A 20,964-nucleotide genomic window follows, 5' to 3' on the forward strand; every position below is an offset into this window, starting at 1 on the left:
CGTACCCTCTGATCATGATCGTTCCCCGGGTGGCCATCGGCACCGACGTGCACGCGTTCGAGCCGGGCCGGCCGTGCTGGGTGGCCGGGCTGTTCTGGCCCGATCAGGACGGCCTCGCCGGGCACTCCGACGCCGACGTGGCAGCGCACGCCGCCTGCAACGCCCTGCTCTCCGCCGCCGGTCTCGGTGATCTCGGTTCCGCCTTCGGGGTGGGCCAGCCGGAGTGGGCCGGCGCGTCCGGGGTGGCGCTGCTGACCGAGACGGCCCGTCGGGTGCGCGCCGCCGGCCTGGAGGTCGGCAACGTGTCCGTGCAGGTCATCGGCAACCGTCCCAAGATCGGCCGGCGTCGCGAGGAGGCGCAGGAGGTGCTCTCCGCCGCGGTCGGCGCCCCGGTCACCGTCTCGGCGGCGACCACCGACGGGCTCGGCTTCGCCGGCCGTGAGGAAGGGTTGACCGGGGTCGCGGTGGCCCTGGTGTACGACGCGTCGGCCGCCTAAGCTCGCCGCGATGTCCAGCGACCCCACCCCCGACCAGTCCGCCGCCGACGGCTACGTCCAGCGGGCCCAACTCCTCGCCGAACTCGGCCGCTACGACGAGGCGGCCGGGGAACTGGCCTACGGGTTGGCCCTCCAGCCGGATGACGTCGACGCGCTCACCATGCTGGCCCGGGTGCACCTGGCCGCCGGCCGCCCGACCGAGGCGCTCACCGCCGCCGACACGGCCGTGGCAGCCGCACCCGAGGCCCTGCCCCCGCTGGTTGCCAGGGGCATGGCCCTGGCCGACCTGGAGCGCTACAGCGAGTCGGCGGCCACCGCCGACCGTGTCCTCGCCCTCGGCCCGGCCGACGCGTACGCCCAGCGGAGCGCGGCGGCGATCCTGGCCGGCGCCCGCAACGGTCAGCCGGCGCTGAACGCGGCCTGGCGAGGTGTCGAGTTGGCTCCGCAGGAGCCGCAGGCGCACCTGGTGCTCGGCCTGGTCGCCGCCCGCCTGGACCTGTTCGACCTGGCTGAGCGGGCCTACCGGGAGGCGCTGCGGCTCGACCCGCGGATCGGCGAGGCCGGCCACGACGTGGGTGTCATGCGGCTGGAGCAGCGCCGCTGGTCGGAGGCGTTGGAGCACGTCGCCGAGGCGGTGACGGTCAGCCCGAGGCGGATCGACTCGCCACGAACCCTCGCGTACGGGCTGCACCGCCTGGTCCTCTACGGCGCGGGATGGTCGCTGGTGGCGGCGGTGCTGATCGCGTTCGCGGCGTCGGCGAACGACGGCTTCTCCCGCGTCCTGGCGGTGCTCGCCGCGCTCACCGGCGGGATCATCGTGTGGCAGCTCGCGGCCCGGCTGCCCGGGCTGACCCGGAGCGTCCTTCCCGCCCTGCTGCACTCGGACCGGGCGATGGCCCTGGCCGTCTACGCCGTGGCCGCCGCGCCGCTGCTGCTGCTGGTGTACGCCATGGTCGGCTCCCCGTGGCCCCTGGTGCTGGCGATCGCCACCACAGCGGTAGCCGAGTTCGCCGTCTTCACCCGAACCGCCATCCGCTAACCACCAAAGCGTCGGGCCGCGCCCGCCAGCATGATCCACAAGCGTCGTTCAGCTCGACCGGCTCAGGGTTTCGCCGGAGCCCGACCGCGTCGGGATCAAGCCTGACCGCCCAGAGCGGGCGGGCTCCGGCGAAACCCCCAACGGCGACTAAACAGAACGCGCCCACGTCCAGGCGTACCCCTCGTCTTCGCAGGAGCTGGCGGCGTCGCAGAGATCCAGCGGGCGGAAGGTGTCGACCATGACGGCCAACTCGTCGAAGTAGTCCGCGCCGATGGATCGCTCGGCGGCACCCGGCTGGGGGCCGTGGGTGAAGCCGGACGGGTGCAGGGAGATCGAGCCCTGCTCGATGCCGGAGCCGCGCCGTGCCTCGTAGTTGCCCCCGGTGTAGAAGAGCATCTCGTCGGAGTCGACGTTGTGGTGGTTGTACGGCACCGGGATCGACTGCGGGTGATAGTCGACCTTGCGGGGCACGAACGAGCAGATGACGAAGTTGGGCCCCTGGAAGGTCTGGTGCACCGGCGGGGGCTGGTGGATGCGGCCGGTGATCGGCTCGAAGTCGTGGATGGAGAACGCCCACGGGTAGAGATGCCCGTCCCAGCCGACCACGTCGAACGGGTGGTTGGCGTAGACGTAACGGGTCCAGCCGCGCCGGTGCCGGACCAGCACCTCGACCTCCTCGCCGTCGACGAGCAGCGGGGCGTCGGGGCCGCGGACGTCCCGCTCGCAGTACGGCGAGTGCTCCAGGAACTGGCCGCGTACGGAGAGGTAGCGCTTGGGCGGGCCGATGTGCCCGGACGCCTCGACGGCGAGCAGCCGGACGGGTTGGTCGCCGGTGGGCACCAGCCGGTGGATGGTCGAGGTGGGGATGACGACGTAGTCGCCGGCGACCGCGTCCAGCACGCCGAACGGGGACTCGACCCGCAGGGTGCCCGACTCGACGTAGAGGCAGTGGTCGCCGGTGGCGTCGCGGAACAGCGGTGAGGGTCGGTCGGCGAGGACGTAACCGATCCGTACGTCGTCGTTGGCAAGCAGGTACTGCCGGCCGAGGATGGGGTCGGAACCGCCGGTGTCCAGTTTGTGGGTGCGCAGGTGGCGGGGCTTGAGCGGTAGGTTCGGCGCCCGGGTGAAGGTGGGCGGGGTGAACTCGTCGGCGGCCAGGATCGCGGTGGGCGCGTGCCGGTGGTAGAGCAGGGACGAGTCGGAGGAGAAGCCCTCCTGGCCCATCAGCTCCTCGGCGTAGAGGCTGCCGTCGGGCTGCCGGAACTGGGTGTGGCGCTTGCGCGGCACCTCGCCGACGCTGCGGTAGTACGGCATCTCGCCTCCCGATATTTCCCGTTCACCGGCCGAGGGCGTCCGATAATCGGACGCTGTTGTCCGTTCCTCGTAGCGTCCCGTACATTCTTGTTCCGTGTCAACGCAGGTGCCAGCACTCCTCCACGGCCTGGTGGACGACGCCGCCGTCTTCCCGCCGGGCAGCGCCGCGCTGCACGACGCCCTGGTCGCCCACCGCCAACACCGCGCCGCCTGGTACGCCGACCTGGTCGGCCCACTGCTGATCCCCGCCTCGGACGTGGCCGCCGGTGAGCTGACCGGTCTCGTCGACCCGGGCGAGGGCCTGGTGGTCGGCGTGATCGGCGACACCGGGATCGGGAACCTGCCGTTCGCGCTGTCGTTCCTCGCCCCCGACGGCGTCACGGCGCGCCAGGTAGAGGTGGCGGTTGCCAAGCGCGGCGAGGACCCGCTGCCCGGCATCGCCGAGTTGCTGCGGCTGACCGACGCGCTGCCGGGCGTGGAAACCGTCTACGCCGAACTGCCGCTGACCTTCGGACTGATGGGCGCCCTGGACGCGCTCGTCGCCGCGCGGGCCGACGGGGTGCCGATCGCGGCCAAGTTCCGCACCGGCGGCCTGGCCGCCGAACTCTTCCCCACCCCGACCGAACTGGCCACCGTGATCTGCGCCTGCCGGGACCGGGGCCTGCCGTTCAAGCTCACCGCCGGGCTGCACCAGGCGATCCGACACCTCGACCCGGAGACCGGGTTCACCCACCACGGCTACGCCAACGTGCTGGCCGCGACCCTGGCCGCCGCCGAGGGTGACGGCGTGCGCACGGTCGCCGAGCTGCTCACCGTTGTCGACCCGCGCCCCCTGGTGGAGCGCACGACGGCACGGCTGGACGGGCCTCGCCCCCTGTGGGTGGGCTTCGGCTCGTGCAGCATTCTGGAACCACTGACCGATCTGATCCGGCTTGGGCTGGTGAACGGGGGCTACGACGCATGACCTGGGTGACCGGCGCCGACGGTTCGCCGTACGGGGTGACGAACCTGCCGTACGGGGTGTTCCGGCAGGACGGGGGTCCTTCGCGGATCGGCGTACGGATCGGGTCCTGGGTCTTCGACCTCGCGGCGGCGGAGGCCGCCGAGCTGGTGCTGGCCGCCGGCACGCTGTGCCGGCCCGTGCTCAATGACTTCATGGCCCTGGGTCGTCCGCAGTGGACGGCGGTACGGCAGCGGATCACCGAGCTGTTGACCGACCCGGCGCACCGGGGCGCGGTGGAGCCGCTGCTGGTGCCCCTCGACGACGTGGAGCTGCTGCTCCCCATCGAGGTGGCCGACTACGTCGACTTCTACTCCTCGGAGCACCACGCGTCGAACGTCGGGCAGATCTTCCGCCCCGGCCAGCCGCCGCTGCTGCCCAACTGGAAGCACCTGCCGATCGGCTACCACGGGCGGGCCGGCACGGTGGTCGTCTCCGGCACGCCGGTGACCCGGCCGACCGGGCAGCGGGCCTCCGCCGAGGGCCCGGTCACCGGCCCATCGGTACGCCTCGACATCGAGGCCGAGGTGGGATTCGTGGTGGGCGTACCGAGCGCGTTGGGCGATCGGGTTTCCGTCGACGACTTCGCCGAGCACGTCTTCGGTGTGGTGCTGGTCAACGACTGGTCGGCCCGGGACATCCAGGCCTGGGAGTACCAGCCGCTCGGCCCGTTCCTCGGCAAGTCGTTCGCCACCTCGATCTCGGCCTGGGTGACGCCGCTGGACGCCCTCGGCAACGCCAACGTGGCGGCCCCCGACCAGGACCCGCCGGTGGTGGACTATCTGCGGGACGTGCCGCACCTGGGCCTGGACCTGCGCCTGTCGGTCGAGTGGAACGGCGACCAGGTCAGCGAGCCTCCGTTCGCCACCATGTACTGGACCCCCGCCCAGCAGTTGGCGCACCTCACCGTCAACGGGGCTTCGCTGCGCACCGGTGACCTGTACGCCTCCGGGACCGTCTCCGGCCCGGAACGGGGACAGGTCGGGTCCTTCCTGGAACTGACCTGGGGCGGGGCCGAACCGGTCACCGTGGGCGGCGAGAGCCGTACCTTCCTCGAAGACGGCGACACGGTGACCATCACCGCCACGGCGCCCGGCCCGGACGGCACCACAATCGCCCTCGGCGAGGTGTCCGGCACGGTTCGTCCGGCCCGTTGAAGCCGCCGCCGCGGTACGGCCCAGCAGCGGCTTTCCTCTGCTGAGTCGGATTACTGCGACCCCTCCGGAGCGCTCTGACCATCTGGTCTTCGAGTCGTCTCGTTCACGGGACTCTTGATCGCACAGCGGGTGCGATCAAGAGCCCTCGTTGCGCCGTTGGTCACGCGGATCAAGTGGTCCCACACGGGCCGGGCCCAATGCCCGTCCACAGCGGTGGGGCAATCCCGACGCACACGGAGGTAACGACGATGCACGATCTTGCGGGCGCGGTCTGGCGTACCAGTAGCCGTTCAAACGACCAGGGGCTCTGCGTGGAAGTGGCGGACAACCTGGTCGATGTCCATGGTCTGGTCGGGGTCCGCGACTCCAAGGACCAGACCGGTCCCACACTCGCGGTCAGCCCGCCGGGGTGGACAGCGTTCATCGGCGCGATTCGGGCCGGTCGCTTCGAGCGCTGACCGGCGCTTCGGCGCCGGTCGACGACGACCGGTGCCGAAGCGACCGCCCAATCGGACAGCGTGGCCCCCGGGGGTTGGAAATTCCGCTCCGGGGGCCCCGTCCGGCCCTCACTCCGCGTACCGTCGGGGACACGGGAGGGTGGCATGTCGACGGTGGCGATTACCGGGATCATCGAGGCGCACGCTGTCGACGTCTGGCGTCTGCTGACCGACCTGCCCGGCCGCGCGGCCCGGCTGACCGCAGCCGGCCCGATCAAGGTGCTCACCCCGGGTTCGTTCGGGCCGGGCACCTCCTGGCGCGAGGAACGGGTCCAGCCGGGCGGCGCCACGCTGACCGAGGAGTTCCTGGTGGTCGAGGCGCTCGCACCGCAGCGACTGGTGCTCTGCTCCTCCGGCACCGGCGCCGACTACCGCATCACCTGGAGCCTGCGGCCGGTCCGCCGCCGCCGTCGGGGTTGCACAGCGGTCACAGTGACCCACGAGGCGGTGCCGACCGCTCCGTACGGTCGGGTGGTGGCGCTGCTGCTCGGCGGGCTGGCCGCGCGGGCGGTCGAGGCGGCGCTCTGGCGTGATCTCGCCGACCTCGCCGTCGCGGCCGGTGCCGCCGGCTCCGTCGAAGCCGCCTGAGCGCCGGGCGGTCAGCCTTCGCCGTGACCTGAACGGGGTCCGGCCCTCTCCGCTGGGTAGGGTGCCGGGCGGAGGTGCGGCATGAGGTTCCCGAGAGGCCGGCGACGGCTCGCGATCGCGGTCGCGGCGCTGCTCGCGACGGCAGCCGTCGCGGTCATCGTCCACCGGGTCCTCGCACCGGCAGAGGTGAGCACCGTGGCGCGGGCCGACTATCCGGCCCCGGCCCAACCGGCCGCCGGAGTGATCGGTCGGTTGCCGGTCGCCCCGTTGATCGTCGACGGGAGACTGCGGGTGTACGCCGCACACCGTCAGGTCTACGCCGACCGGCCGGTCGACGGCCGGTACCGGACCAGCCCGTTCTGGTCGTACCGGCGGTGGCCGGCGGAGCTGACCGGGGTGGTCGCCAGCGGTCGTACCGTGGTCAGCCGTTGGTCCGACGGGCAGCTCGTCGCACTCGACGCCCGGACCGGCGGGGTGCTCTGGCGAGCCGACGGCCCGGAGCCTGTCGAGAGCACGGCGCCGGTACGTCGTACCTGGGCGGCGACCGTCTGGGATGCGCCCGGGCTCCAGCTCACCGACCTTCCCGACGGGCGGATCGTGCTGGTGGTGACCGGGGATGCCCAGGCGCGTGGGGTCGAGCTGAGCGGCGGTAGGGAGCTGTGGCGGGTCGAGTTGCCCGGCAGGTGCCGCAGCGATGTCGGCACCAGCGCCACCGGGCTGCTGATCGGTCTTGACACCTGCGCCGGGGCGGCCACTGTCGAGTTCAGGGAGGCTGCCACGGGCGAGGTGCGGGAGCGTTGGCGACCGCCGGGCGGCCCGGACGGGTTTGTGGTGACGCCACTCGGCTGTCGTACCGGCGGCTCGGACTGTCTGGGGTTGCGGACCGCCGGGCCGGGTGACGAGGGCGGCCAGGGCTGGTTGTTGACTGCGGGTTCGCCGGTCGCCGCTCCCGCGCTGGATCCGGCCGGCGTCGCGCTGGTCGGTGAGCAGTCCGTCGCCGTGCTCGACGGGGTCGTTGTGGGTCGATCGGCGCGTACGGGCACCGAGCTGTGGCGCTCCGCGGGCCTGGACGGGGCTCGGGTGCTGGCGGGGCAGCCTGGCCGGGTGCACCTGCTGACCGAGGCGAACGATCTGGTGACGCTGGATCCGGTGACCGGTAGGCAGTTGTCCCGATTCGCGCTCAATGTTGGGTCGGACGGGACCGGCTGGGCGCCGGGGGCGGTGACTGCCGAGGACGGCTTCGTCGCGATCGAGCGGCTCCGAAGGCCGGTCGACCCCACCGGCGATGACCGGCGCTACTTCTACACCGGCGAGACGGTGATCCTGGCCGCCACCTGATCGTGGCGTCTTCCGGCTCGGAACACCGAACCATTCCATTCCCTTTGTCATGAAAGGGTACGTTTTTCACGGTTCAGGTTCCCGGTGGAAGGGGTCGGCGCATGGCCAGGACAGCAGCCAACTACCTCGTGGGCGGGGCACTCGCCGCCACCGCGAGCCTGGCGTTGGCGGTGTCGCCGGTGCTGGCCGCCGGCCCCGCCTCGGCGCAGGGGTTCGGCGTCGTCCGGGCCGAGCCGTCGGCGGACACGGGCGTCACCTTCGAGATCCTGCCGGCGTCGCCGACACCGCCTCCGACTCAGCCGCCGCCCACGTCCACACCGACGGCACCGCCCCAGCCCACGCCGAGTCACGGCGGTGAGTTGCCGGTCACCGGGTCGGGCGGGTCGGCGCTGCTCCTCGCCGTCCTGGGCGCGGCTCTGATCGTCGCCGGTTGGTTCGCCGCCCGCCGCAACAGGCTGAGCTGACCGGCCGGTCGGAGACGGTGGTCGGGCTGGCCCGTTCGCGATCAACGGCCGGCCGGGGTGTGCTCCCTCGGGCGGCTGGTGCGAAGCCGAGGTCGACCGGACTGGCGGGACCGGCGGGCCAGCATGGCGAGGCCGACGACCAGCAGCAGCCCCACTGCTGTCGCCACCACGGTCCACCCGGAAAACATCCGGGAGACGACATTGCCCCGTTTCCCGACCTGACCAGCGTCGGGGAACGTGACCTGCGCGGCGATGCTCCGCTTCACCAGGCCGCTCTCCAGGTTCACCTCCGCCTTCCAGGGACCGTTCGGCAACGTGTTCGGGAGTCGGGCGATGACCTGCCCGGAGGCGCCCGGCGCCAGCGTGACGCCCTGCCCGACCGGAAACGGGCCGGCCCGACTGCCGGCCGGACCGTCGCTCAGGATGACCGCGCCGGTCAGGTCGATGGCACGGCCTCCGGTGTTGCTGACCTGGACGGTCAGCGACGGTTCGCCCTCGGGGCTGCGGGCCGGGCGTACCTCGCCGATCGAGAAGTCGGAGGCGGGTTCGCCACCGGGTCCGATGTCGAGGTACATCCGGACTCCGACCCGGTGGACCTGCGTGATCTCGCCACCGGCCCGCGGGGCTGAGGCGGTGGATGCCCAGACCACCCCGTACCGCTCGCCCTGCGAGGCGGTCGGCGGCACGGTGATTGTCGCTCGGACCCGGGTCTCTCCCCACGGTTCCAGCTCGACTGAGCGCTCGTCGAGGGTGACCCAGGAGGTCAGCTCGTTCTCGGCGCGACCATCGCCGAAGCGGAACGCCGCATCCTCCAGGGTCGCGGCCGCCGGATACACGTCGACCCGACGGGTCTGGTCGGTGCGATTGACGATCAGCAGTTGCCGCCTGATTGTGGTGCCCGGCGGTAGGTGGTCGACGATGTAGCGCAGCGCCCGGGGGTCGCTGCGGCGTTCGGTCGGGGCTTCCCACAACCGGATCCCGATGGTGCCGTCGTCGGATCCCGCTTCCGGTTCGACCGCGCCGGCCCGGGTCGACAGACCCGGACCGGCGAGGCAGAACAGGGCGAGGGCGACAGCGATGGTCGACCGCCCCCGGCGGCTATGCCACCGAATGTGTCACCGTGCCGGTGTAGACGCCCGCGATGCTGTCCAGCGGGACGTTGACGTCCAGGGTGGGGTTCCAGCTGGCGGTGTTGCCCCCGGTGCCGCCACTGTGGGTGAACGCGGTGAGCGGGGTGACGCTGGACAGCGGCTGGGCGTCGCCGGCGGCGGCCTGCCCCGGCGTGAAGGTGCCCGTGCCGGTGGTGGCCGTTGCCGGGCCGGACCAGTAGTCGATCTCCTCGGGGAGGACCGTCTCGGGCGGTGAGCCGCCGCCGGTCTGGAAGACGCTCGCGGTCACCGAGGCGACCCAGGAGGCGTCGGCGGCACCTCGCGAGTCGGTGACCGTCACGACGCCGAGCTGGCCGGTGATGACGCCACCGGGGGCACCGTCGCCGAGGTCGGCGGTGGCCGGCGCGACGATGTCGAGGGTGCCGGCGAGCACCTCGAAGGTGGTGTCGGTGGTGTCGGTGGGCGCGGCGGCGGCCGGCGCGGCGAGGAAGCCCACCATCGCCGCTGCGGCCGCCCAGGCCAGACAGATCTTGGCAGTACGCACTGTTCGTTACCCCGTTTTCTCGAAGTGAGCGGGCGTGACTCCTCGGCACGGCCGGCTACTTCGGAAGATAGGGCAGAAACAACGCAAAGTTGGACAAACGGCGCTTACTTCTCGCAGCTTGACGACCGAGGTGAGGTTCAGCAAGCTCGTCGGGCCTGGATTGGAGACGCGAGATGCGCGCTAGTCGTTCCGCCGTATGCCTGGCCATCGGCACGGTCGTCCCCCTGCTGATGGTCAGCGGCTGCACCGGTGACACGGCGAGACGATCGGCGGCGCCGACCAACCCGCCCGCACTCACCGGGCCGAGTCGGCCTTCGCCCACCACTGAGGCGCCCACGGGATGGTTTCCGCCCGGCCGGGTGCTGCTGGCCGGCCCGCTGGTGGAGCAGAAGGAAGCAACCATCGCAGATGTCGTTCCCAGCGGGGCCAGCTCCACCGTGTATTTCGTCTGCTCCGGAGGAGGCCGGATCGCACTGGACGTGAAGACCGCGGCTCCGCTGCGATATCCCTGCGACGGGGTGCCCAACCTGTCGCAGGTCTTCGTCGACAAGGGCGTCTCGACCGACCTTGCCGTCGGAGTCGAGGGTGAGGCGCAGTGGCGACTGGCGGTCATCGACGGAGCGCCCTAGGGGGCGTCGGCGGGCGGAGCAGTTGTGCTCCGCCCGCCCGCCCGCCGCTCGTTCCCTGCCTGTGAGTCGGTGCGCTACCGCCGGCGACGGTCAGGCCAGCGCGGCCTCGGCCGCAGCCAGGAACGCGTCGTTCTCGGCCGGGGTGCCGATGGTGACCCGGACCCCGTCCCCGGCGAACGGCCGCACGATCACCCCGCGCGCCTCGCACGCCTTGCCGAACGCCACGGCCCGCTCGCCCAGCGGCAGCCAGACGAAGTTGGCCTGGCTCGTCGGCACCTCGGGCACGAACTTGCGCAGCGCCTCGGTGACCCGGTCCCGATCGGCGACGACCAGGGCGCAGCGGCGCTCCATCTCCGCCACCTGGGTCAGCGCGGCGAGCGCCCCGGCCTGAGCTGCCGTGCTGCTGGAGAACGGGGTCGCCACCTTGCGGATGGCGGCGGCCACCACCGGCTGGGCAACGAGCCACCCCATCCGCAGCCCGGCGAGCCCCCACGCCTTCGACAGCGTGCGCAGCACCGCCACGTTCGGCCGGTCCAGGTAGTCGAGACCGTCCGGCACCTCCGCGTCGGTGACGAACTCCCGGTACGCCTCGTCGATGACCACCAGCACGTCGTCCGGCACCGCGTCGAGGAACCGGTCCAGTTCGGCGCGGCGTACCGCCGTACCGGTGGGGTTGTTCGGGTTGCAGACGAAGATCACTCGGGTCCGGTCGGTCACCGCCGCCGCCATCGCCGCCAGGTCGTGCCCGTGCCCGGCGTCGTTGGGCACCCGCACGCTGGTCGCGCCGCTGGTCGCCACGATGATCGGGTACGCCTCGAAGGACCGCCACGAGTAGAGCACCTCGTCGCCGGGCAGGCAGGTGGCACGCACCAGGTGCTCGGCCAGCGCCACCGAACCGCAGCCGGTGGCGATCCGGTCGGCGTCCACCCCGTACCGCTGGGCCAGCGCGTCGCGCAGCGCGACCACGCCCATGTCCGGGTAGCGGTGCGAGGTGGTGATGGCCTCGGTGACCGCCTCCACGACGCCGGGCAGCGGGCCGTAAGGCACCTCGTTGCTGGCCAGCTTGATGGCCTCCGGCAGGCCCAACTCGCGGGCCAGGTCGGCGGGGCTGCGCCCCGGCACGTAGCTGGGCAGCGCGTCCAGGTCGACGCGGGTCAGCCGCAGCGCCGGCTGGTGACGTCCGGAGTCGGTCATGGGGTGTCTCCCGGGGGCTGGTTACGGTCGTTCGAGGGGGCGGTGTCGGTGTGTTGGGGGACTTCGACGACCACCGTCTGTGCGCGCTTGTCGTGCAGCGCCTGGCGCAGGGGGTGGTCGAAGAGGGGGGAGAGCGCGTCGACCAGTTGCAGCACCAGGCCGAGCCCGGCGCAGTACCAGAGCAGTGTCGGCAGGCCCATCGTGCTCCAGCGGCTCAGCGCCCGGCGGACGCCCAGCGGCTGGTCGGCGGCCATCGGCACCGCCCGGATCCGCATCACCCGCTTGCCGACTGTCTGCCCGCCGGAGGCCATCGTCGGCACCTCGTACGCCAGCCAGAGCGCGGTGGCGATCAGCAGGATCGCCACCAGCAGAGAATTCGCCTGCTCACTGGGGAGCGGAAGGCCGTCGGCGGAGGTGTCGCCGCGCGACGCGCGCCGGAAGACCTCCTGCCAGTACGGTGCCCACTCCTGCGCCCAGCGCCAGACGAACCAGCCGTTGACGACCACGTTCAGTGCGAGGACGAGACCGAAGTCGATCAGCCGGGCGACCAACCTACGGCCGTAGCCGGCCAACCTGAAGCCGTGCGGTCGCGGCTCCGGCGGACGTCCGGGCCAGCCGGGGTGACCGGCCGGGGGCGCCCAGCCGGGAGGGGCACCCGGTGGTGCCCAGCCCGACGGACCGCCCTGCGGGCCCCAGCTGGGAGGGCCGGCCTGTGGTCCCCAGCCCGGGCCGTGCCCCGGTTGCGGGCCGTACCCAGGGGGTGGGCCCTGCTGGGGCGACCAGCCCGGCGCGCCGGTCGCCGACTCGGGGGTCGTCGACGCCGCTGGCGCGGCCGGGGTGACCGGCGCGGGCGGCGGCTCGGCCGGCGGCGGACCGTCCGGCGGAGTCGCGTCGATGGGAATGGGCGCACCGAGCCAACCCTCGCCGTCCCAGTAACGCCGGGTCTCGGTGTCGGCGGGGTCGACGTACCAGCCGGGTTGCACACTCACGCCGTCACCGCTCCGCTTCGCTCGCTCACTGGGACACCTTAACGACGGCTGTTCCCTGGAACTCGGCATGGCGGTACTGCGGGGCGTACCCCTGGGGGTCTGGTCCGGGCTGCGGCGCGAAGCCGCCGGCGGTGGGTCGGGGCCCACCGGCCGGCGGCGTCGGGTACGACGGAGGTTGCGTCACGCTCGCAAGTGTTACAGGTTGCCGCGGGCTTCCTGCTCCCGCTCGATCGCCTGGAAGAGCGCCTTGAAGTTGCCCTTGCCGAAGCCCAGCGAGCCGTGCCGCTCGATCAGCTCGAAGAAGACAGTGGGACGGTCCTGCACCGGCTTGGTGAAGATCTGGAGCAGGTAGCCGTCCTCGTCCCGGTCGACCAGGATCTTGCGGGCCTTCAGCTCCTCGATCGGCACCCGCACCTTGCCGATCCGCTCACGCAGCTCGGGGTCGTCGTAGTACGAGTCCGGGGTGTCCAGGAACTCCAGGCCGGCAGCGCGCATCGCGTCGACGCTGGCCAGGATGTCGTTGGTGGCGACGGCGATGTGCTGCGCGCCCGGGCCCTGGTAGAACTCCAGGTACTCGTCGATCTGGGACTTCTTGCGGGCGATCGCCGGCTCGTTCAGCGGGAACTTCACCTTCCGGGTGCCGTTCGCCACGACCTTGCTCATCAGCGCCGAGTAGTCGGTGGCGATGTCGTCGCCCACGAACTCCGCCATGTTGGAGAAGCCCATCACCCGCTTGTAGAACTCGACCCACTCGTCCATCCGGCCCAGCTCCACGTTGCCGACGACGTGGTCGACGGCCTGGAAGAAGCGCTTCGGCTGGATGCCGGCGTCGATCATCGGCTGCCGGTCAACGATCGGGCCCCGGGCCACGAAGCCGGGCAGGAACGGGCCGGTGTAGCGGGACCGGTCGACCAGCGTGTGCCGGGTGTCGCCGTACGCGGCGATGGCGGCCATCCGGACGGTGCCGTGCTCGTCGGTCACGTCGTGCGGCTCGACGACGCTGGCGGCGCCCTGCGCGATGGCGTGCGCGTACGCGGCGTCCACGTTCGGGACCTCCAGCGCGATGTCGCTGATCCCGTCGCTGTGCCGGGCCACGTGCTCGGCGCCCTCGGCGTCCGGGCGCACCGCGCCGGTCAGCACGAACCGGGCCGAGCCGCTGGTCAGCACGTACTGGGCGTGGTCCCGGTAGCCCTGCTCGGGGCCGCGGTACGCCACGCAGGTCATGCCGAAGGCGGTGGAGTAGTAGTGGGCGGCCTGCTTGGCGTTGCCGACCAGGAAGTGCACGTGGTCGAGGCCCCGGACCGGGAACGGGTCGTGGCTGATGTCGTGGTCGACAGCGCCGACGAGCCGGTCGACGTCGACGTCCTCGGTCGACTTGGGTCGGTCGATCGCCTGGGTCATGGTGGGCTCCCTCGCGTACCGGCCGGCCTTGTGGGCCGCCGTGGTCGGTTCTTGAGGCGAGGATCGCTGGCCCGGCATCGAGTGGGCAACTGTTGGCAGAAATGCTGGTCAGGTTGCGCATTCGGTATGGTCGTCACTCATGAATGGTGAGCAGAATGTACAGCTCGACGCGCTTGACGTGCGCTTGATCGAACTGCTCGCCGAGGAGCCGCGGATCGGGGTGCTGGAGTGCTCCCGGCGGCTCGGGGTGGCCCGGGGCACCGTGCAGGCGAGGCTGGACAAGCTCGTCGAGCGGCAGGTCATCAAGGGCTTCGGCCCCGAGATCGCGCCGGCCGCGATCGGGTTCGGGGTGACCAGCTTCGTCACCCTGGAGATCACTCAGCGGCACGGTCACGACCCGGTCACCGCTCACCTCGCCGCCATCCCCGAGGTGCTGGAGGCGCACACCATCACCGGCTCCAGCGACCTGCTCTGCCGGATCGTGGCCCGGTCGAACACCGACCTGCAACGGGTCATCGACCAGATCGTCTCGTCCGCCGGCATCACCCGGGCCTCGACGATCATCGCGCTGGCCGAGCAGATCCCCTACCGCACGCTTCCGCTGGTGCGCAGCGCTGTTCGGCTGGACGGAAGGGCGCTGTAACACCTCCGAGCGCAGAAAGCGCGGCGACACGGCGGCGCGGGCGTACGGAAGATCCGTGATCGTGGCTACGGTGTGCGGGTGGCGAAGGGGAGCGTGCGCGGTGGGCTGCTGCTTGGCCTCGCCGTGGTCGTCGCGCTCGCCGCGACCGGCGTGTGGAACCCGTTCCCCGGCCTGTGGGACTGGGTGGACCGCAGCGAACCCATCTCCGAGCCCGACGTGGTCTGGCAGCAACGGGTCGGCGGCACTCCGCGCAGCGTGACCATCGCCGGCGACGCCGTGGTGGTCGAGCAGCGGACCCGGGTCGAGGCTCGCAGCCTGGCCACCGGTGCCCAGCTCTGGGAGCGCAAGGCGGACTGGGCGGCGGTCGCGGGCGGCGACCGGGATCCGGTCGTGGCCGTGGGCAAGCTCCTGGTCAAGGGGTACGAGCTGCTCGACCCGACGACCGGGGTGACCCGTCGGCGTGACGATGACGCGGTGGCCGTCTGGACGTACCGCAACCTGCTCCTCGACGCCAGCTGCACGGACGCCACCGACTGCACCCTGAGCGCCTGGGACCCGCGTGGCACGACGCCGCTCTGGACGGCCTTCCTGCCCGGGGTGCACAGCGGCCTGCTCGCCGACAATCCGGGTCTGCGCGGCACCCGCCGGCTCACCGCCACCCGGATCGACGACGGCGTGGCCGGGGCGGAAGCCGCACCTCCGCTGCTGGGCTTCCCGGTCGACGGTCGGGTCCACGTGGTCGACACCGCCACCGGCCGGGTGCTGCAGAACGTCGAGCCCGGCCGGGAGGAACGGCTCTCCGTGGTGGGCGGCCGGCTGTTGCGCATCTCCGCCCGATCCCAGGACGGCACCTGCTACTTCGCCATCTCCGCCCGGGACTCGGCGACCGGGCAGGAGGCCTGGCAGCGAGCCGGCATCAACCTGCGCACCGCCGACTCCGCCGGCTGCGTGCAACGCGAGGACCCGCAGGGTGCGCGCAACGTGCTGATCGGTGTCGCCCCGGACGGCCGCGAGACCGTCATCGACGGGTACGACGGCCGGCTGCTCTGGGTCGGTGAGCCGGGCACCAAGCTGATCGCGGTGGACGACCGTTCGGCGGTGTTCCGGGCCGCCGACAAACGCTCCGTCATCGCCCGTGAGCTGGGCACCGAGAAGGTGCTCTGGACGCGGCAGGCCAGCGGCAAGGCCGGGGCCGCGCTCACCCCGTACGCGGCGGTGGTGGCCGACGAGAAGCCGTCCCGGCTGGCGGCACTGGACCCGCGCACCGGCCGGGAGTTGGCCGTTCTGCGTACCTCGGCGAACGCCCTCGCCGTCGGGTCACAGGGCATGATCATCGGCGAGGGGCGGGAGATCGGGTACGTCCGCTTCGGCGCGTCCGGAAACTCGCCCGCCCGACCTCCCAACGACGGTGGGAATCCCGGGCCGGGCGGCCCCGGCCCCGGCGGGCCGGACAACGACGACGACTGCGGGCCGAAGCGGGAACTCTGCCCCGACCCGGGTGGCGGCAAGGACGGCTGAGCGGGCCGTCCGCCTCATGATCCGGATGGCGGTGAGGCCCGGCACGCCCGGTGGATGAGAGCGGCGTCCCAGGACCCGCCCGGCGGGTGGGAGTGATCGACCGGTCTGCCCTAGGCTTGCCGCTCATGAGCAGTGCCGCCGCATTCTCGTACGCCCCTCTGCTGCCGACCGGTCCCGATCAGACGGACTATCGCCTGGTCACCGACGAGGGCGTGGACGTCGTACACGGCCCGGGAGGCCGTCGGTTCCTCACTGTGGAACCGGCAGCGCTCACCGCGCTGACCGCCGAGGCGATGCACGACATCGCGCACTTCCTGCGCCCCGCGCACCTGGCGCAGCTCCGGGCGATCATCGACGACCCGGCCGCCTCGCCGAACGACAGGTTCGTCGCGCTGGACCTGCTGCGCAACGCCAACATCGCCGCCGGCGGTGTCCTGCCCATGTGTCAGGACACCGGCACCGCCATCGTGATGGGCAAACGTGGTCGGCACGTGCTGACCGACGGTGCCGACGCGGAGGCCATTTCCCGGGGCGTCTACCAGGCGTACACCAAGCTCAATCTGCGCTACTCCCAGCTCGCCCCGCTGACCATGTGGGACGAGCGGAACACCGGCAGCAACCTGCCCGCCCAGGTGGACCTGTACGCCGAGGACCCGGACGGGCACCCCGACGCGTACAAGTTCCTGTTCATGGCCAAGGGCGGTGGCTCGGCCAACAAGTCGTACCTCTACCAGGAGACGAAGGCACTGCTCAATCCGACGCGGATGATGCAGTTCCTGGAGGAGAAGCTGCGGCTGATCGGCACCGCGGCCTGCCCGCCGTACCACCTGGCCGTCGTCATCGGCGGCACCTCCGCCGAGTACGCGCTGAAGACCGCGAAGTACGCCAGCGCCAAGTATCTCGACGCGCTGCCGACCGCCGGCTCGATGAGCGCGCACGGCTTCCGCGACCTGGAGCTGGAGGCGGAGGTGCTGGAGCTGACCCGCAACTTCGGCATCGGCGCGCAGTTCGGTGGGCGGTACTTCTGCCACGACGTACGGGTGGTCCGGTTGCCCCGGCACGGCGCGTCCTGCCCGGTGGCGATCGCCGTCTCCTGCTCGGCGGACCGCCAGGCCGTCGCCAAGATCACCCCGTCGGGCGTGTGGCTGGAGCGGCTCGAAACCGACCCGGCGCGGTTCCTGCCCGACATCACCGACGATGCGCTGGACGCCGAGCTGGTCGTCCGGGTCGACCTGAACCGGCCGATGGACGAGATCCGCGCAGAGCTGTCGAAGTACCCGGTGAAGACGCGCCTCTCGCTCTCCGGGCCGCTCGTGGTCGCCCGGGACATCGCCCACGCCAAGATCGCCGAGCGGTTGGACGCCGGGGAGCCGATGCCGCAGTACCTGCGTGACCACGCGGTCTACTACGCCGGCCCGGCGAAGACCCCCGAGGGGTACGCGTCCGGATCGTTCGGCCCGACCACGGCCGGCCGGATGGACGCCTACGTGGAGAAGTTCCAGGCCGCTGGCGGCTCCCAGGTGATGCTGGCCAAGGGCAACCGGTCGGGTCAGGTGACCCGCTCCTGCCAGCAGCACGGTGGCTTCTACCTCGGCTCGATCGGCGGCCCCGCAGCCCGCCTCGCCCAGGACTGCATCAAGCACGTCGAGGTCCTCGAATACGCGGAGCTGGGCATGGAGGCGGTCTGGAAGATCGAGGTGGAGGACTTCCCCGCATTCATCGTGGTCGATGACAAGGGCAACGACTTCTTCGCCGAGGTCACCAAGCCGGTGCTCACCGTCGGCCGCCGCTGACCCGACAGGTACGCGAACGGGCGCCGGGCGAACTCGCCCGGCGCCCGTTCTGTCGCCCGTGCTCTGCCGACATCGGTACGCCCGCCCCGCTGGGGTGGGACGGGCGCACCGCCCCCGTCGGATGCCGTCACCGACAACCCACAGTGAGTGTGCTGAGCACCGCTGTTGATCCGCTATCAGATCGCTATCGCCTGACCGAAGCGAACTGTCACACCGGGACTACGCTGCTGGAAGTTGCACAGTGAAGCGGGGGAGTAGATGCGTTTCGGGATCCTGGGGCCCCTGCGGGTGGGCGGTGGCGAGTCCACTGTCACCGCGGGACGCGACCGGATCGTGCTCGCCACGCTGCTGTTGCGGGCCGGCCGCCTCGTGCCGGTCGACGAGTTGGTGGACGCCGTGTGGGAGGACAATCCCCCAGCCACCGCCCGGGCCCAGTTGCAGACCTGCGTGTCGCGGTTGCGCCGCCGGTTCACCGAGCTGGGGCTGGCACCGGAAACCATCATCACCGATCCCGTCGGGTACGGCGTCCGGACCGCCCCGGGTGTCCTGGACGCCGAGGTTTTCGGGCGTACGGTCGAGGCAGCCCGCACCGCCGTCGCGGCCGGCCGGGAGGACAAGGCGAGTGAGCTGTTCCGGGCGGCCCTGGCGCTCTGGCGAGGGCCGGCGCTCGGCGGCATCCCCAGCCGCAGCGTCCGCCGCCGCGCACAGGCGCTCGACGAGCAGCGCCTCACCGCCCTGGAGGAGTGCGTCGACGTCGAGATGCGCCTCGGGCGGGCCGCCGAACTGATCGAGGAGCTTGCCGAGACCGTCGACCAGCATCCCCTGCGGGAGCGTCTGCGTGGCCAACTGATGCTCGCCCTGTCCTCGGTCGGTCGGCAGGCCGACGCGCTCGCCGTCTACCGTGAGGGCCGGCGGTTGTACGCCGACGAGCTGGGTATCGAACCCGGTGCCGAGCTTCAGGAACTGCACCAACGCGTACTCGCCGGTGACCTGGCACTCGGCGGCTCGGAGGAGCGGACCTTCACCCCGGTCCGGGCACTGCCCCGGGCGATCGACGATTTCATCGGACGGCAGGAGACGCTCGCCCGGCTGGTGAAGGAGATCGAGGAAGACGACGCCCGGATCCAGCTCGTCGACGGCATGGCGGGCAGCGGGAAGACGACGCTGGCCGTGCACGTCGCCACCGCGCTCGCGGACCGTTACCCCGACGCGCATCTCTTCATCGACCTGCACGGACACAGCGATCGGGAGCCGATCCCGCCCGCCGTCGCCCTTGCCACGCTGCTTCGTCAGCTCGGTGTTCCGGGTGACCGGATCCCCGCCGACACCGACGAACGTGCCGCCCTGTGGCGGAGCAGAATGTCCGGACGCCGGGCGATCGTGGTGCTCGACAACGCCGCGAGCGCCGCTCAGGTCGCACCGCTGCTGCCCAGCGGTCGGGACAGCCTCACCCTGGTCACAAGCCGCCGCCGGCTCACCGGTCTGGACGGTGGCAAGCCGTCGTCGCTGGCCGTGCTCGACCCGGAGGAGGCGGTGGAACTGCTCGGACGGGTGGTTGGCACCGACCGGGTCGACGCCGAGCCGGAGGCGGCCATCGAGGTGATCACCCGCTGCGGGCACCTGCCGCTGGCCATCCGGCTGGCGGGTGCCCGACTCGCGCACCGGCCTCGGTGGCGGGTCCGCGACCTGGCGGACCGGCTCGCCACCGGACGGGACACCCTGACCGAGTTGTCGGCCGGCGAACGCTCCGTCGGGCAGGCCTTCGCTCTGTCGTACGCACAGCTCGACGTCGACCAACAGCGGATGTTCCGGCTGTTGGCGCTGCATCCCGGGGGCTTCTTCGACGATCGGGCGGCGGCGGCGGTCGCCGACCTGCCGCTGCCGGACGCCCAGGACCTACTGGACAGTCTCGTCGACGCGCACCTCGTCGACGAGCCCGAGGCCGGCCGTTTCCGCTTCCACGACCTGATGCGCGAGTACGCCCGGCAGTTGCTGGGGACCAGCGAGACCGCAGCGAGCCGGACGGCCGCCACCGTCCGACTCCTTGATCACTACCTGCACGTGGCCCACGCCATCTCCAGTCGAATGGAGCCGGTGGCCAGCCGATCCGCCCTGGTGCTGCCGGAACCTCCCCGAGCCGATCTGGTGCGGGCGTCCGTCTCGGATGGTGCCGCCTGGTTCGACGCCAACCGCGCGGCGCTTCCGGCGCTGGTGCGGATGGCCGCCGACGAGGGGCACCTGGAACGCTGCTGGCAGCTGGCCCGCACAGCCTGGTTCTATCTGTTCAGGCACGGCCACCTGGACGAGCTGGTGGACACCCACACCGTCGCGCTGGGCGCCGCCGAGCAGCTCGGCGACGCGGGAGCCATCGCCACAGTGCGCAACTACCTCTCCTCGGGCTACTTCCGGCTCGGGCGGTACCCGGAGGCCATTGAGCTGATGGAGGTCGCGCTCCGACTGCGTCAACGGCTCGGCGACCGGCGTGGTGAGGCGACGGTCCGCCGGAATCTGGCCGTCGCGTACGGCGCGAACTGGCAGCTAGCTCCCGCCATGACCCACTCCGCCGTGGCACTGTCGCTTGTCTCCGGCGGTGACCAGCCGGCGGAGGTCATCGCGATGCTCAACAATCAGGCGTTTCTGCTGCTGGCATCGGGTCGCTACGCGGAGGCCCGGCTGGCCTCGCGGCGGCAGTTGCGCCTGGCCCGCGAGATCGGCGACATGAACAGCCTGTGCAACGCCCTCGGTCACCTTGGGGCGGTGCGGGCCCGGCTCGGCGACTATTCGGGAGCGCGCCGGTTCCTGCGGCTCGCGTTGACGTTCAAGCGCCGGCAGGGCAACCGCTTCGGCGAGGGCGAGGTCCTCAACGAGCTGGGCACCATCGAGCGGATCATGGGCCGGCCGGAGGCCGCCGCGACGCTGCACCGCGAGGCGCTCGCTGCGGTGACGAAGTCCGGGGACCGCATTGCCGCCAGCATGTCGCGAAACCTGCTGGCCCGCGCTCTCCTCGACCAGGGGGACGTGGCCAGCGCGCTGGACCTGCACCGGCGGGTGCTCGCCGATGCCATCCGGATGGACGCCCGGCACGAACAGGCCGGTGCGCTGGACGGTATCGCCCGCTGCTTGCGGGAGACCGACCCGGCGGCGGCCCGGTCGCACTGGCTCCGGGCGCTGTCCCTGTTCCGCCAGATCGAGTCGCCGGAGCAGCACGAGGTGGAACGGCTGCTGGCCGAGTTGGGCTGACGGATCATCT

Annotated in this window: 19 protein-coding genes; 13 read left to right on the forward strand and 6 right to left on the reverse strand. The window is 71.8% G+C overall.

Annotated features, from left to right (window positions below):
* Positions 1-11: 11 nt before the first annotated feature.
* A complete protein-coding gene (gene ispF, locus AB0B68_RS00785; RefSeq protein WP_357195412.1) occupies positions 12-497 on the forward strand; it encodes a 2-C-methyl-D-erythritol 2,4-cyclodiphosphate synthase in 486 nt (161 codons plus the stop codon).
* A gap of 10 nt (positions 498-507) precedes the next feature.
* Positions 508-1,536 (forward strand): tetratricopeptide repeat protein, encoded by a 1,029-nt coding sequence (locus AB0B68_RS00790; protein ID WP_357257204.1) that lies wholly within the window; start codon positions 508-510, stop codon positions 1,534-1,536.
* A gap of 147 nt (positions 1,537-1,683) precedes the next feature.
* Here AB0B68_RS00790 and AB0B68_RS00795 read toward each other — a convergent pair whose 3' ends face one another.
* Positions 1,684-2,850: a cupin domain-containing protein gene (locus AB0B68_RS00795; protein WP_357257207.1), complete on the reverse strand. Its 1,167-nt coding sequence runs from the start codon at positions 2,848-2,850 to the stop codon at positions 1,684-1,686.
* Between the two features lie 94 nt (positions 2,851-2,944).
* Here AB0B68_RS00795 and AB0B68_RS00800 point away from each other — a divergent pair, with 94 nt between their 5' ends.
* The 6 genes from AB0B68_RS00800 to AB0B68_RS00825 all read left to right on the forward strand — a co-directional run bounded on the left by AB0B68_RS00800 (position 2,945) and on the right by AB0B68_RS00825 (position 7,894).
* Complete coding sequence (locus tag AB0B68_RS00800; RefSeq protein WP_355005924.1) at positions 2,945-3,814, forward strand: hypothetical protein; 870 nt, start codon at positions 2,945-2,947, stop codon at positions 3,812-3,814.
* Positions 3,811-5,007 (forward strand): fumarylacetoacetase, encoded by a 1,197-nt coding sequence (fahA, locus tag AB0B68_RS00805; RefSeq protein WP_357257210.1) that lies wholly within the window; start codon positions 3,811-3,813, stop codon positions 5,005-5,007. Before AB0B68_RS00800 ends, fahA begins: the two co-directional genes overlap by 4 nt.
* 248 nt (positions 5,008-5,255) lie before the next feature.
* A complete protein-coding gene (locus AB0B68_RS00810) occupies positions 5,256-5,465 on the forward strand; it encodes a DUF397 domain-containing protein (RefSeq protein ID WP_130405275.1) in 210 nt (69 codons plus the stop codon).
* Positions 5,466-5,609: 144 nt separating this feature from the next.
* A complete protein-coding gene (locus AB0B68_RS00815) occupies positions 5,610-6,092 on the forward strand; it encodes an SRPBCC family protein (protein WP_357193814.1) in 483 nt (160 codons plus the stop codon).
* Positions 6,093-6,173: 81 nt separating this feature from the next.
* Positions 6,174-7,430: a PQQ-binding-like beta-propeller repeat protein gene (locus AB0B68_RS00820; RefSeq protein WP_357193817.1), complete on the forward strand. Its 1,257-nt coding sequence runs from the start codon at positions 6,174-6,176 to the stop codon at positions 7,428-7,430.
* 101 nt (positions 7,431-7,531) lie between these two features.
* Positions 7,532-7,894 carry an LPXTG cell wall anchor domain-containing protein gene (locus AB0B68_RS00825; protein WP_357231898.1) on the forward strand — a complete coding sequence of 121 codons (363 nt, stop codon included), beginning with the start codon at positions 7,532-7,534 and terminating at the stop codon, positions 7,892-7,894.
* Between the two features lie 41 nt (positions 7,895-7,935).
* On the opposite strand, the gene AB0B68_RS00830 is transcribed toward AB0B68_RS00825, so the two are convergent.
* Entirely contained in the window at positions 7,936-8,865 is a 930-nt protein-coding gene (locus AB0B68_RS00830; protein ID WP_357193822.1) for a hypothetical protein, read from the reverse strand.
* Between the two features lie 127 nt (positions 8,866-8,992).
* On the reverse strand, positions 8,993-9,547 hold the full coding sequence (locus AB0B68_RS00835; protein WP_357193825.1) for a hypothetical protein: 555 nt from the start codon (positions 9,545-9,547) through the stop codon (positions 8,993-8,995).
* Between the two features lie 173 nt (positions 9,548-9,720).
* Here AB0B68_RS00835 and AB0B68_RS00840 point away from each other — a divergent pair, with 173 nt between their 5' ends.
* The gene (locus AB0B68_RS00840; protein ID WP_357257214.1) at positions 9,721-10,176 is read left to right on the forward strand and encodes a hypothetical protein; all 456 of its coding nucleotides are present in this window, start codon (positions 9,721-9,723) and stop codon (positions 10,174-10,176) included.
* A 90-nt stretch (positions 10,177-10,266) separates the two neighbouring features.
* Here AB0B68_RS00840 and hisC read toward each other — a convergent pair whose 3' ends face one another.
* From hisC to hppD, 3 genes are all read right to left on the reverse strand, one after another.
* A complete protein-coding gene (hisC, locus tag AB0B68_RS00845) occupies positions 10,267-11,370 on the reverse strand; it encodes a histidinol-phosphate transaminase (protein WP_355005917.1) in 1,104 nt (367 codons plus the stop codon).
* Entirely contained in the window at positions 11,367-12,359 is a 993-nt protein-coding gene (locus tag AB0B68_RS00850) for an RDD family protein (RefSeq protein WP_357257217.1), read from the reverse strand. The genes hisC and AB0B68_RS00850 overlap by 4 nt, the downstream gene beginning before the upstream one ends.
* A gap of 195 nt (positions 12,360-12,554) precedes the next feature.
* Positions 12,555-13,760 (reverse strand): 4-hydroxyphenylpyruvate dioxygenase, encoded by a 1,206-nt coding sequence (hppD, locus tag AB0B68_RS00855; protein ID WP_357193834.1) that lies wholly within the window; start codon positions 13,758-13,760, stop codon positions 12,555-12,557.
* A gap of 139 nt (positions 13,761-13,899) precedes the next feature.
* Between hppD and AB0B68_RS00860 the strand changes: the two genes are divergently transcribed.
* From AB0B68_RS00860 to AB0B68_RS00875, 4 genes are all read left to right on the forward strand, one after another.
* A complete protein-coding gene (locus AB0B68_RS00860; RefSeq protein ID WP_355005914.1) occupies positions 13,900-14,403 on the forward strand; it encodes an Lrp/AsnC family transcriptional regulator in 504 nt (167 codons plus the stop codon).
* 105 nt (positions 14,404-14,508) lie between these two features.
* The gene (locus AB0B68_RS00865; protein WP_357194061.1) at positions 14,509-15,921 is read left to right on the forward strand and encodes a PQQ-binding-like beta-propeller repeat protein; all 1,413 of its coding nucleotides are present in this window, start codon (positions 14,509-14,511) and stop codon (positions 15,919-15,921) included.
* A gap of 125 nt (positions 15,922-16,046) precedes the next feature.
* Positions 16,047-17,714 (forward strand): fumarate hydratase, encoded by a 1,668-nt coding sequence (locus tag AB0B68_RS00870; protein WP_357193838.1) that lies wholly within the window; start codon positions 16,047-16,049, stop codon positions 17,712-17,714.
* A gap of 258 nt (positions 17,715-17,972) precedes the next feature.
* Positions 17,973-20,954, forward strand: coding sequence for a BTAD domain-containing putative transcriptional regulator (locus tag AB0B68_RS00875; protein ID WP_357257220.1), 2,982 nt, complete (start codon positions 17,973-17,975; stop codon positions 20,952-20,954).
* The last annotated feature ends 10 nt before the right edge of the window (positions 20,955-20,964 follow it).

Source organism: Micromonospora sp. NPDC049049 (genome assembly GCF_040649115.1).
Classification (GTDB): domain Bacteria; phylum Actinomycetota; class Actinomycetes; order Mycobacteriales; family Micromonosporaceae; genus Micromonospora.